At 71.7% G+C, this 13377-nt stretch carries 11 protein-coding genes; all 11 read left to right on the top strand.

The window, feature by feature from the left end; translation table 11 throughout:
• Positions 1–6: 6 nt before the first annotated feature.
• Positions 7–1011 carry a sugar phosphate isomerase/epimerase gene (locus tag OG698_RS12135; protein WP_116507835.1) on the top strand — a complete coding sequence of 335 codons (1005 nt, stop codon included), beginning with the start codon at positions 7–9 and terminating at the stop codon, positions 1009–1011.
• Between the two features lie 216 nt (positions 1012–1227).
• Positions 1228–3681, top strand: coding sequence for a PQQ-dependent sugar dehydrogenase (locus OG698_RS12130; protein WP_406103095.1), 2454 nt, complete (start codon positions 1228–1230; stop codon positions 3679–3681).
• A gap of 15 nt (positions 3682–3696) precedes the next feature.
• Positions 3697–5055 (top strand): ThuA domain-containing protein, encoded by a 1359-nt coding sequence (locus OG698_RS12125; RefSeq protein WP_406103094.1) that lies wholly within the window; start codon positions 3697–3699, stop codon positions 5053–5055.
• Between the two features lie 95 nt (positions 5056–5150).
• Entirely contained in the window at positions 5151–6269 is a 1119-nt protein-coding gene (locus OG698_RS12120; protein WP_406103093.1) for an inositol-3-phosphate synthase, read from the top strand.
• Positions 6266–7171 (top strand): SCO3242 family prenyltransferase, encoded by a 906-nt coding sequence (locus OG698_RS12115; RefSeq protein WP_406103092.1) that lies wholly within the window; start codon positions 6266–6268, stop codon positions 7169–7171. Before OG698_RS12120 ends, OG698_RS12115 begins: the two co-directional genes overlap by 4 nt.
• On the top strand, positions 7168–8019 hold the full coding sequence (locus tag OG698_RS12110) for a sugar phosphate isomerase/epimerase family protein (RefSeq protein ID WP_406103091.1): 852 nt from the start codon (positions 7168–7170) through the stop codon (positions 8017–8019). The genes OG698_RS12115 and OG698_RS12110 overlap by 4 nt, the downstream gene beginning before the upstream one ends.
• The gene (locus OG698_RS12105) at positions 8016–8663 is read left to right on the top strand and encodes an EboA domain-containing protein (protein ID WP_406103090.1); all 648 of its coding nucleotides are present in this window, start codon (positions 8016–8018) and stop codon (positions 8661–8663) included. The genes OG698_RS12110 and OG698_RS12105 overlap by 4 nt, the downstream gene beginning before the upstream one ends.
• Entirely contained in the window at positions 8663–9511 is an 849-nt protein-coding gene (locus tag OG698_RS12100; protein WP_398374786.1) for a TatD family hydrolase, read from the top strand. The genes OG698_RS12105 and OG698_RS12100 overlap by 1 nt, the downstream gene beginning before the upstream one ends.
• A gap of 3 nt (positions 9512–9514) precedes the next feature.
• Positions 9515–10684 carry a metabolite traffic protein EboE gene (gene eboE / locus OG698_RS12095; RefSeq protein WP_406103089.1) on the top strand — a complete coding sequence of 390 codons (1170 nt, stop codon included), beginning with the start codon at positions 9515–9517 and terminating at the stop codon, positions 10682–10684.
• A complete protein-coding gene (locus OG698_RS12090) occupies positions 10681–12105 on the top strand; it encodes a nucleotide pyrophosphatase/phosphodiesterase family protein (protein ID WP_406103088.1) in 1425 nt (474 codons plus the stop codon). The genes eboE and OG698_RS12090 overlap by 4 nt, the downstream gene beginning before the upstream one ends.
• 52 nt (positions 12106–12157) lie before the next feature.
• Positions 12158–13318 carry a sugar phosphate isomerase/epimerase family protein gene (locus OG698_RS12085; RefSeq protein WP_406103087.1) on the top strand — a complete coding sequence of 387 codons (1161 nt, stop codon included), beginning with the start codon at positions 12158–12160 and terminating at the stop codon, positions 13316–13318.
• Positions 13319–13377: the final 59 nt, after the last annotated feature.

The raw sequence follows: 13377 nt of genomic DNA, 5'->3' as shown, positions 1-13377 counted from the left end.
CGGCTCATGCCACGCCAGTTCACCCTGTTCACCGGACAGTGGGCCGACCTGCCGCTCGAAGAGGTGTGCAGGCTGGCCCGCGACTTCGGCTACGACGGCCTCGAACTCGCCTGCTGGGGCGACCACTTCGAGGTCGACAAGGCCCTCGCGGACCCCGGCTACCTCGACTCGCGCCGCGCCCTGCTCGACAAGTACGGCCTCAAATGCTGGGCGATCTCCAACCACCTGGTGGGGCAGGCGGTGTGCGACGCGATCATCGACGAGCGCCACCGGGCGATCCTGCCGGCCCGCATCTGGGGCGACGGCGAGGCCGAGGGCGTACGGCGGCGGGCCGCGGCCGAGATGGAGGACACCGCGCGGGCCGCGGCGGCCTTCGGCGTCGACACCGTCATCGGCTTCACCGGCTCGTCCATCTGGCACCTGGTCGCCATGTTCCCGCCCGCGCCCGAGTCGATGATCGAGCGCGGCTACCAGGACTTCGCCGACCGCTGGAACCCCATCCTCGACGTCTTCGACGAGAACGGCGTCCTGTTCGCGCACGAGGTCCACCCGTCGGAGATCGCGTACGACTACTGGACCACGCAGCGCGCCCTCGACGCCGTCGACCACCGGGCCGCCTTCGGCCTGAACTTCGACCCCAGCCACTTCGTGTGGCAGGACCTCGACCCGGTCGGCTTCCTGTGGGACTTCCGTGACCGGATCTACCACGTCGACTGCAAGGAGGCCAGGCGCCGCCTGGACGGCCGCAACGGCCGCCTCGGCTCGCACCTGCCCTGGGGCGACCCGCGCCGCGGCTGGGACTTCGTCTCCGCGGGCCACGGCGACGTGCCCTGGGAGGACGTCTTCCGGATGCTGCGCTCCATCGACTACGAGGGGCCCGTCTCGGTCGAGTGGGAGGACGCCGGCATGGACCGGCTCCAGGGCGCCCCGGAGGCGCTCAAGCACCTCAAGGCGTTCGACTTCGAGCCGCCCACGGCGTCCTTCGACGCGGCCTTCGGCGGCTCCGACTAGCGGCCCGTCGGCCACGTTTGTCCTGCGCGGGGAGAAAGTCAACTCCTTTGCTGTGCAAGGGCTTTCCGTCCCGGACAAACGTGGCTACGGTCCAATGTTGTACAGGACACGCACAGTTCCGGGGTGACGGCGCACCCCGGCGTACCGATCGCACCCGCCCAAGCGCATGCGCGACACGCTCCCGTCCGTACGCACGCCCTTTTCCGGAGGAACTCCGTGCACAGGAAACGCCCGAGATTCCGCAAGGCACTCGCACTCCTCACCGGCTCACTTCTCGCCGGAGCCTCACTCGCGATCGGCGCCCCCCACGCCGGCGCGGCGCCCGCCCCCGACGCCGCGGCCGCCGCGGAGGACTTCCAGCAGGTCACCCTCGCCAAGGGCGCCGAAGAGGTCGGCGAGCCGATGTCGCTCGCCGTCCTGCCGGACCGCAAGGTCCTGCACACCTCGCGCGACGGCGTCCTGCGTCTGACCGACGAGAACGGCACCACCAAGGTCGCCGGCAAGCTCGACGTCTACTCCCACGACGAAGAGGGCCTCCAAGGCGTCGGCGTGGACCCGAAGTTCAGCGACAACCACTTCATCTACCTCTATTACGCGCCGCCGCTCGACACCCCCGCGGGCGACGCCCCGAACGACGGCACGGCTGCGGACTTCAAGCCCTTCGACGGCCACAACCAGCTCTCGCGCTTCGTGCTCAACGCGGACGGCACGCTCGACAACGCCAGCGAGAAGAAGATCCTGGAGATCCCCACCTCGCGCGGCATCTGCTGCCACGTGGGCGGCGACATCGACTTCGACAAGGACGGCAACCTCTACCTGTCGACGGGCGACGACTCCAACCCGTTCTCCTCCGACGGCTACACACCGATCGACGAGCAGCCCACCCGCAACCCGGCCTACGACGCCCGCCGTTCGGCCGGCAACAGCAACGACCTGCGCGGCAAGGTCCTGCGCATCAAGGTCAACGACGACGCCACGTACTCCATACCCGACGGCAACCTCTTCGCCCCGGGCACGGACAAGACCCGCCCCGAGATCTACGCGATGGGCTTCCGCAACCCGTTCCGGATCAGCGTCGACAAGCCGACCGGCATCGTCTACGTCGGTGACTACGGCCCCGACGCCGGCACCGCCGACCCGAAGCGCGGCCCCGCGGGCCAGGTCGAGTTCAACCGCGTCACGAAGGCCGGCAACTTCGGCTGGCCGTACTGCACCGGCAACAACGACGCGTACATCGACTACGACTTCGCCACCAAGACGTCCGGCGCCGCGTTCGACTGCGCCGCGCCGAAGAACACCTCACCCCACAACACGGGCATCGTCGACCTGCCACCCGCCCAGCCGGCCTGGATCCCCTACGACGGCGCCTCCGTGCCCGAGTTCGGCACCGGCTCCGAGTCCCCGATGGGCGGCCCGGTCTACCGCTACGACGCCGCGAACACCTCGCCCGTGAAGTTCCCCGAGGCCTACGACGGCAACTTCTTCGCCGGTGAGTTCGGCCGGCAGTGGATCAAGCGGATCGAGCAGGACGCGGACGGCAAGGTCGCCAAGATCAACCCGTTCCCGTGGACCGGCACGCAGGTGATGGACATGGCCTTCGGGCCGGACGGCGCCCTGTATGTCCTGGACTACGGCCTGTCCTGGTTCGGCGGCGACGAGAACTCCGGCCTCTACCGCATCGAGAACGCGACCGACGGCCACTCGCCCGTCGTCGACGCCAAGGTCGACAAGACCTCGGGCCAGGCCCCGCTCAAGGCCCGCTTCTCCTCGACCGCGACCGACGCCGACAGCGACGCGCTGACGTACTCCTGGAACTTCGGCGACGGCACCACCGGCACGGGCGCCGCCCCCAGCCACACGTACAAGAAGAACGGCACCTACACCGCGACCGTCACCGCCAAGGACACGACGGGCCGCACCGGCAGCGCCGACGTCCACATCGTGGTCGGCAACACGGCGCCCAAGGTGACGCTCGAACTCCCGGCGGACGGACAGCTGTTCACCTTCGGTGACGAGGTGCCCTTCAAGGTGACGGTCACCGATCCCGAGGACGGGACGATCGACTGCTCCAAGGTCAAGGTCACGCACATCATCGGCCACGACAGCCACGGCCACCCGGTCACCTCGGCCAACGGCTGCTCCGGCACCATCAAGACCTCCGCGGACAGCGAGCACGACCCGAACGCCAACATCTTCGGGGTCTTCGACGCCGAGTACACGGACAAGGGTGCCAACGGCCAGCCCGCGCTGACCACCCACGACCAGAACGTCACGCAGCAGAAGCACCGCCAGGCCGAGCACTACGGCGACTCCAAGGGCGTCAGCATCACCGCCCACACCCCGGCGGAGGGCGGCAAGGCGGTCGGCGACATCAACAACGGCGACTGGATCTCCTTCAAGCCGTACGTCCTGAACAACGTGAAGTCGTTCAGCGCGAGCGTCGCCTCCGCCGGCAGCGGCGGCACGCTGGAGATCCGCAGCGGCTCCGCCACCGGACGCCTCCTCGGCAGCGCCAAGGTCGAACCCACCGGGTCCTGGGAGACGTACAAGGACGTCACCGGCACCATCAGCAAGGCGCCCGCCAAGACCACGACGCTCTTCCTGGTCTTCAAGGGTGCGGGCACCGACGCCCTCTTCGACGTGGACGACTTCACCTTCACCACCGGCTGAGAAAGGAGCAGGACTGTGCGCACCTCCACCCGTATCGCGCTCGCGGCCTCCGCGGCCGCCCTGCTCATCGGCTGTGTCTCCGCTCCCGCGTCCTCCTCACCGGGGGACGCGGGAGCGGGGGGCCGGGTCCTGGTCTTCTCCAAGACCGCGGGCTTCCGCCACGACTCGATCCCCGAGGGGATCGCCGCCGTGCGGGACCTGGGCGCGGCAGGCGGCTTCGCCGTCGACGCCACCGAGGACGCCGCCGACTTCACCGACGCCAACCTGCGCCGCTATGACGCCGTCGTCTTCCTCTCCACCACCGGCGACGTGCTCGACGCCGACCAGCAGACGGCCTTCGAGCACTACATCGAGAAGGGCGGCGGCTACGTCGGCGTCCACGCGGCCGCCGACACCGAGTACGACTGGCCGTTCTACGGCGGCCTCGCCGGCGCCTACTTCCAGAATCACCCGGCGATCCAGCCCGCCACCGTCAAGGTCGAGGACCGGGGCAACCCGGCCACCGCCCACCTCGCCCCGACGTGGAACCGCACGGACGAGTGGTACAACTACCGCTCCAACCCGCGCGAGCACGCCCACGTCCTCGCCTCGCTCGACGAGTCGTCGTACACCGGCGGCACCATGGCGGGCGACCACCCCATCTCCTGGTGCCAGAACTACCGGGGCGGCCGCTCCTTCTACACCGGCGCGGGCCACACCAAGGAGTCGTACGCAGACCCGGCCTTCCGGCAGCACCTGCTCGGCGGGATCCGCTGGGCGAGTGGCGCCGCGCAGGCCGACTGCCGGCCCGAGAGCGGCTACACGCCCTTGTTCGACGGGACCGCCGAGTCGCTCAAGGACTGGAAGCAGGCCGGACCCGGCTCCTTCGAGCTCTCGGACGACGGCACGCTCACCTCGGCCGGCGGCATGGGAATGCTCTGGTACGCGGGCCGCCCGCTCGGCTCGTACTCCCTGAAGCTCGACTGGAAGATGGCCGGGGACGACAACTCCGGTGTCTTCGTGGGCTTCCCGGAGTCCGACGACCCCTGGTCGGCCGTGAACAACGGCTACGAGGTCCAGATCGACGCGACCGACGCACCCGACCGCACCACCGGGTCCGTCTACAGCTTCCAGTCCGCCGACGTGAAGAAGCGCGACCGTGCGCTGAACCCGCCGGGGGAGTGGAACACGTACGAGATCCGGGTCGAGGGCGAGCACCTGCGGATCTGGCTCAACGGCGTGAAGGTCAACGACTTCACCAACACCGACCCGGCCCGGAGCCTGCGCGACGGGTACGTCGGGATCCAGAACCACGGCAATGACGACCAGGTGTCCTTCCGTGACATCCGGGTCAAGGACCTGCCCGCGAAGCCGGGCGCAGGGTCCGGCCACTAGACGACGGCGGGCGGGGGACGCCGGACCCCCGCCCGCCGTCCCGCACCACCACCGCAACTCCGGCTTCAGGTTCGCGTACGACAAGGAGGCTGCCCATGTCCGCCGAACCCACGTCCCCCACCGCCCGCTTCGGAGTCTGGCTCATCGGGGCCCGTGGCTCCGTCGCCACCACCGCGGTCGCGGGCTGCGCCGCTGTCGGCGCGGGCCTGCACCCCCCGACCGGCATGGTCACCGAGACCGAACCCTTCGCCGCCGCCGGGCTCGCCGCGCTGTCGTCACTCGTCTTCGGCGGGCACGACACGGTCGACTGTCCGCTGCCCAAACGCGCCGAACACCTCGCCGCCGGAGGCGTCCTGCCGCACGGCCTGCCGGCCGCGGTCGGCGCCGAACTCGCCGCCGCCGACCGGGAGATACGCCCGGGAGGCCCCCAGCCGGGGGACTCCCGCTCCGACGACGAACTCGTCGCCGCCTTCGCCGCCGACATCAAGGACTTCGCCGACCGCGGCGGACTCGCCGGCGCCGTCGTCGTGAACGTGGCGTCCACGGAACCCACCCCCGACAGCAGCCGGCTGCCCGCCAGCTCCCTCTACGCGGCGGCCGCCCTGCGCGCGGGCTGCCCGTACGTCAACTTCACCCCCTCCACCGGCCTGCACCACCCCGCGCTCGCCGAACTCGCCGCCACCAGCGGCCTGCCTTACGCGGGCCGCGACGGCAAGACGGGCCAGACCCTCCTGCGGTCCGTGCTCGCGCCGATGTTCCTCCAGCGCTCCCTGTCCGTGCGGGCGTGGTCCGGCACCAACCTCCTCGGCGGCGGCGACGGGGCCGCGCTCGCCGACCCCGGCGCCGCGGCGGCGAAGAACGCGGGCAAGGAGCGCGTCCTCGCCGACGCGCTCGGGGCCGCGCCCGAGGGCGAGGTCCACATCGACGACGTGCCCGCGCTCGGGGACTGGAAGACCGCCTGGGACCACATCGCCTTCGACGGGTTCCTCGGCTCCCGCATGATCCTCCAGACGATCTGGCAGGGCTGCGACTCCGCGCTCGCCGCCCCCCTCGTCCTCGACCTGGCCCGCCTTCTCCTGCGCGCCCACGAGAAGGGCGTCGAGGGGCCCCTGCCGGAGCTCGGCTTCTACTTCAAGGACCCCGACGGCGACGCGTCCCCGGCGCTCGCCGAGCAGTACGCGACACTGGTCGGCTTCGCTGGACGCCTGCGGTGACCGGCCGCGCACAGCACCTGCGCGCCTGGGCCGAACTCCTGCGTCTGCCCGCCCTGTTCACCGTCCCCGGCGATGCCCTCGCGGGCGCGTCGGCGGTGGGCCTGCGCCCCGGCCGTGGCACCTTCCTCGCCATCGGGTCGTCCCTGTGCCTCTACGAGGCGGGCATGGCCCTCAACGACTGGGCGGACCGCGCCGAGGACGCCGTGGACCGCCCGCACCGCCCGCTGCCGTCAGGGCGAATCCGCCCCGCAGCGGCCCTCGCGGCAGCGGGCGGCCTCACGGCCGCGGGCCTGGCCCTCGCGACCCGGGCGGGCCGTCCCGCCGCCCTGGCCGCGGGCACGCTCGCGGCGACGGTATGGGCGTACGACCTGGGCCTGAAGAAGACAGCGGCGGGACCGGTGGCGATGGCGGCGGCGAGAGGGCTCGACGTGCTGCTGGGAGCGGCGGCGACCTCGGGCCGCCTGCATCGCGCGGCTGTGCCCGCGGCCACGACGCTGGCCGCCCACACTCTCGCCGTCACCGCGGTGTCCCGCAACGAAACCCAGGGCGGCGACGTCAAAGCCCCCCTGGGCGCGCTTGCCGCGACCCTCGCGCTGACCCGGATCACCGGGCGCGCCCCACGACTCCCGGCAGGCCGGCGGGTAGCAGCCGCCCCCGGCCTGTCGGGGACCACCACCGTCGCCCTGGCCGCCGCCTACGCGGCCACCGCGGCCCGCCCCTACCTCCACGCCGCCCTCAACCCCTCGCCGCCCCTGACCCAGCGGGCGGTGGGCGGAGGCATCCGCGCCATGATCCCCCTCCAGGCCGCCCTCGCGGCCAGGGCGGGCGCCCCCCTGACCGCCCTGGCCACCGCGTCCCTGGCCCAACTGGCCCGCCTCGCACCGAAGGTGAGCGTCACATGACCATCCGCTGGGGATACGGCACGAACGGCCTCACCGACCTGCGCCTGGAGGACGCCCTCGCCGTCCTCGCCGACCTGGGCTACGACGGCGTCGGCCTCACCCTCGACCACATGCACCTGGACCCCCTGGTCCCGGACCTCCCCACCCGCACCCGGCAGGTGGCCCGCGCCCTCGACCGGCACGGCCTGACCGTCACCGTCGAGACCGGCGCCCGCTACGTCCTCGACCCGCGCCGCAAGCACGGCCCCTCGCTCCTCGACCCCGACCCGGACGCCAGGGCCGCCCGCACCCGGCTCCTCATCAGGGCCGTGCAGGTGGCCGCCGACCTCGGCGCCCACGCCGTGCACTGCTTCAGCGGCATCACCCCGGACGGCACGGACGACGGCACCGCCTGGAAGCGGTTCGCCGACGCGCTCGCTCCCGTCCTCGACGCGGCCGACGACGCCGGCGTCCCGCTCGCCATCGAGCCCGAGCCCGGCCACCTCCTGGGCTCACTCGCCGACTTCCACTACCTCCGCGAGGAGTTCGGCGGCCCGGAAGCGCTCGGCCTGACCCTGGACATCGGCCACTGTCAGTGCCTGGAGCCGCTGCCGCCCGCCGACTGCGTGCGTGAGGCCGCCCCCTGGCTGAAGCACGTACAGATCGAGGACATGCGGCGCGGTGTCCACGAACACCTTCCGTTCGGCGAAGGGGAGATCGACTTCCCGCCGGTGCTCGAAGCCCTCGAAGCCACCGGCTACCAGGGACTGACGGTCGTGGAACTGCCCCGCCACTCTCACGCCGGGCCCCAACTCGCCGAGAAATCCCTGCGGTTCCTGCGCGCCGCCGCCGAAGGAGGCACCCCATGACCGGCACACCTCCCGGCATCGCGACCCTCCGTGCCCGCACCGACGCCTCCCTCGGCGAAACCGCCCGCACCTGGCTCGACAAGGCCGCGGCGGAGGCGGCGGCGGATGGCGCGGGCGATCAACAGGCCCAAGCCACCTGGGAGTTGAGGTTCGCCGAAGCGGGGCGACGTTGTGGCGCCGAGCACGCCGACAGTGCCCGTATCGTCCTCCTGCACGCGGCCCGCGCCGACACCGCCACCCTCACCCGCCTCTACGAACAGGGCGCCGCCGCCGAACGCCGCGCCGTCCTCGCGGCCCTGCCCCACCTCGTACCAGGGCCCGAAGCGCTGTCCCTCGTCGAGGACGCGCTGCGCACGAACGACACCCGGCTCGTCGCCGCCGCCGTCGGCCCCTACGCCGCCGAGCACCTCACCGCGCACCACTGGCGGCACGCCGTCCTGAAGTGTCTCTTCACCGGCGTGCCGGTGTCCGCCGTCGCCGAGCTCGCCGAACGGGCGCGCGGAGACGCCGAACTCGCCCGCATGCTCGGCGACTACGCGAACGAGCGCACCGCCGCGGGCCGCCCCGTCCCCGACGACCTGCACCGCGTACTGGCCCTGACCCCCCTGGTCGTGCCCCCTCCCCACAAGGCCGAGGAGTCCTGATGCGCATCTTCGACCCGCACATCCACATGACGTCGCGCACCACCGACGACTACGAGGCCATGTACGCCGCGGGCGTACGGGCGATCGTCGAGCCGTCCTTCTGGCTCGGCCAGCCCCGCACCTCGCCCGCCTCGTTCTTCGACTACTTCGACGCGCTCCTCGGCTGGGAGCCGTTCCGTGCCGCGCAGTACGGGATCGCCCACCACTGCACGCTCGCCCTCAACCCCAAAGAGGCGAACGACCCGCGCTGCACGCCCGTCCTCGACGCGCTGCCGCGCTACCTCGTCAAGGACAACGTCGTCGCCGTGGGCGAGATCGGCTACGACTCGATGACCCCCGCCGAGGACACCGCGCTCGCCGCGCAGCTCCAGCTCGCCGCCGACCACGAACTCCCCGCGCTCGTGCACACCCCGCACCGCGACAAGCTCGCCGGACTGCGCCGCACCCTGGACGTCGTACGCGAGTCGGACCTGCCGCTCGACCGGGTGCTGATCGACCACCTCAACGAGACCACGGTCAAGGAGGCCAAGGACGCGGGCTGCTGGCTCGGGTTCTCCGTCTACCCCGACACCAAGATGGACGAGGAGCGGATGGTCGCGATCCTCACCGAGTACGGACCCGAGCAGGTTCTCGTCAACTCGGCCGCGGACTGGGGCAAGAGCGACCCCCTCAAGACGCGCAAGGTCGCCGACGCGATGCTGAAGGCGGGTTTCACCGAGGACGACGTCGACCGCGTGCTGTGGCGCAATCCCGTCGCGTTCTACGGCCTCAGCGGCCGGCTCGACCTCGACGTCGCCGGGACCGACGCCACCCACGAGGGCAACTCCATCCTGCGCGGCGGGGCGTGAGCGATGCGCTTCCGCCACCCGGACGGGTCCACCGTCCACCTCGCGTACTGCACCAACGTCCACCCCGCCGAGACCCTGGACGGCGTGCTGGCCCAGCTGCGCGACCACTGCGAACCCGTCCGCAAGCGCCTCGGCCGGGACCGGCTCGGCATCGGCCTGTGGCTCGCCAAGGACGCCGCGCGCGCCCTCACCACCGACCCCGTCGCCCTGCGCGGCCTGCGCACCGAACTCGACCGCCGCGGCCTCGAAGTCGTCACCCTCAACGGCTTCCCGTACGAGGGGTTCGGTGCCGAAGAGGTCAAGTACCGCGTGTACAAGCCCGACTGGGCCGACCCGGAGCGCCTCGCGCACACCGCCGACCTGGCCCGGCTCCTCGCCGCGCTGCTCCCCTCCGACATCACCGAGGGCACCATCTCCACGCTGCCCCTCGCCTGGCGCACCGGCTACGACCCGGCGCGCAGGGACATCGCGTACGCAGCGCTCACCACCCTCGCCGAGCGGCTCGACGCCCTGGAGGAGCTGACCGGCCGCTCCATCCGCGTCGGCCTCGAACCCGAGCCGGGCTGCACCGTCGAGACGACCGGCGACGCCATCGCCCCGCTCACGGCCGTGGCCCGCGACCGCATCGGCGTCTGCGTAGACACCTGCCATCTCGCCACCTCCTTCGAGGACCCGGCCACCGCACTCGACGCCCTCGCCGCCGCCGGCATCCCCGTCGTCAAGTCCCAGCTCTCCGCGGCCCTGCACGCCGAGCACCCCGAAAGGGCCGAGGTCCGCGAGGCGCTCGCCGCGTTCGACGAACCCCGCTTCCTGCACCAGACCCGCACCCTCACCCCCGAAGGGCTGCGCGGCACCGACGACCTGGGCGAGGCACTCGCCGGCGGCGCGCTCCCCGACACCGCGCCCTGGCGCGCCCACTTCCACGTACCGCTGCACGCGGCGCCCGCGGCCCCCCTCGCCTCCACGCTCCCGGTGCTGAAGGACACGCTCACCCGCCTGGTCGGCGGCGCGCATCCGCTCACCCGTCACCTGGAGGTCGAGACGTACACCTGGCAGGCGCTCCCGCCCGAGCTGCGCCCCCGCGCCCGCACCCAGCTCGCCGACGGCATCGCCGCCGAGCTCACCCTGGCCCGCGACCTCCTGACGGACCTCGGCCTGAAGGAACTCCCATGACAACTGCCGGTACAGACACCACGGTTGAGCGGCCCGACGTGAGCCCGAACCCGCTGCTCGTCCTGGACGTCGTGGGTCTCACCCCGCGCCTCCTCGACCACATGCCCCACCTCAAGGCCCTCGGCCGGACGGGGTCGCAGGCCCACCTCGGCACGGTCCTGCCCGCCGTCACCTGCGCCGCCCAGTCGACGTTCCTCACCGGCACCATGCCGTCCGAGCACGGCATCGTCGCCAACGGCTGGTACTTCCGCGAGCTGGGCGACGTACTCCTGTGGCGCCAGCACAACGGACTCGTCGCCGGCGACAAGCTCTGGGACGCGGCCCGCCGCAGCCACCCGGGGTACACGGTCGCCAACATCTGCTGGTGGTACGCCATGGGCGCCGACACCGACATCACCGTCACGCCCCGGCCCGTCTACTACGCCGACGGCCGCAAGGAACCCGACTGCTACACCAGGCCACCCGCTCTGCACGACGAACTGACCGAGAAACTCGGCACGTTCCCCCTCTTCCACTTCTGGGGCCCGGGCGCCGACCTCGTCTCCAGCCGGTGGATCGTCGACGCGACCCGTCACATCATGGCCACCCGCCATCCCGACCTGGCACTGGCCTACGTCCCCCACCTCGACTACGACCTCCAGCGCTTCGGCCCCGACGACCCGCGCTCGCACCGGGCCGCCGCCGAACTCGACGCCACCCTCGCGCCGCTGCTCGACGACGCGAAGGCCGAGGGCCGCACGGTCGTCGCCCTGTCCGAGTACGGCATCACCCGCGTCGAGCGGCCGGTCGACATCAACCGTGCCCTGCGCCGCGCCGGACTCCTCGAAGTGCACACGCAGGACGGCATGGAGTACCTCGACCCGATGACGTCCCGGGCGTTCGCGGTCGCCGACCACCAGATCGCCCACATCTACGTGCGCCGCCCCGAGGACCTCGACACGGTCCGCGAGGCGCTGAAAGACGTGCCCGGCATCGAGCAACTCCTCGACGACGAGGGGAAGAAGGCCCACCACCTCGACCACCCCCGCTCGGGCGAACTCGTCGCCGTCGCCGAACCCGACGCCTGGTTCACGTACTACTACTGGCTCGACGACGACCGCGCGCCCGACTTCGCGCAGCTCGTCGAGATCCACCGCAAGCCCGGCTACGACCCCGTCGAGCTGTTCATGGACCCCCAGGACCCCTACGTCAAGGTGAAGGCCGTCGGCGCCCTGGCCCGCAAGAAGCTCGGCATGCGCTACCGCATGGCGGTCGTGCCCCTCGATCCCTCACCCATCCGCGGCAGCCACGGCCGCCTCCCCTTGAGCGACGACAGCCCCGACGGTCCGCTCATCCTGTGTTCCACCCCCCGCGCCGTCACCGGCCGTGTCGCGGCCACCGACGTGAAATCGCTGTTGCTCGACCTGGCCGGTCTCGCATGAGCCCGGTGCGCACCCGCACACGCCCCGCACCCACCCGAGAAAGAGAGAGACCGTGACCGCGTTCAACGATGAATCCGGACCCGGCGACGCCCTGCGCCGCGCTCTCGGCGTCAGCCGCCGCCGCTTTCTGAGCACCTGCACCGCCGCGGGGGCAGCCGCCGTCGCCGCACCCGTCTTCGGCGCATCGCCCGCCCTCGCCCAGAGCACGCACAACGGCGGCCGGGGCGGCGGCCACCACGCCCTCGTCCCGGCATCCAAGCGCGGCATCATCCTCTACACCGTGCGCGACGCCACGGGCAGAGACCCGCTCGCCTCCAACCTCCCGTCCGGCTTCCGCGAGGTCTTCAAGGAGCTCGCCCGTTACGGCTACAAGCAGGTCGAGTTCGCCGGCTACGGCCAGCACGCCAACGCGCCCGGCGGCGCCAACCTCGAATCCGTCGAGGGCGCCAAGCTGCTGCGCTCCTGGCTCGACGAGTACGGCCTGCGGGCCCAGGGCAACCACGGCTTCATCCCGGGGTCGTGGCCGCTCAGCCAGCCCGACCTCGACACGTTCAAGAAGCACCTGGAGATAGCCAACATCCTCGGCATGGACCACATGGGCACCGGCGGCGACCCCAGCGGCAGCGCCTACCGGTCCGACTGGGACACCGCCGCCGACAAGTGGAACGCGCTCGGCAAGATCGCCCACGGCGCCGGCCTCAAGCTGTACACGCACAACCACGACGCGGCGTACGGCTTCCTGCTCGACGGCGGCCCCCTCGACGCGCAGGGCAAGCCGACCCGCAGCTCCGGCATCCGCAAGCTGGAGTACTTCCTCAAGGTGACCGACCCGAAGACGGTCTGGCTGGAGATGGACATCTTCTGGGCGCACGTGGCCCAGTACAAGTTCCACACCTACACCGCCCACGACGGCTCCCAGCGGGAGAACGTCTTCGACCCGGCGGCGCTCGTGAGCCGCAACAACAAGCGCTACCCGCTGTTCCACGCCAAGGACGGCACGGTCAACGAGACGAACGGCATGGGCTACGACATGGTGCCGTTCGGCACCGGAGTCATCGACTACGAGAAGTTCTTCACCCGCGTCGGGGCGATGAACTACCACAACCCGATGGTCGAGCAGGACAACGCGCCCGGCGACACCGACCTCGGCCAGTCCCTCAAGTACGCGAAGATCGGCTACGACAACCTGGCCGGTCTGCGCAAGAAGCGCTGACGTCGCGGCACACATGAGTGGGGCCCGGCCACCAGGCCGGGCCCCACGCCTATGAGCAC

Origin of the sequence: Streptomyces sp. NBC_01003 (genome assembly GCF_045162695.1) — a bacterium.
GTDB lineage: Bacteria > Actinomycetota > Actinomycetes > Streptomycetales > Streptomycetaceae > Streptomyces.
This window is presented reverse-complemented; position numbering and strand designations above follow the sequence as displayed.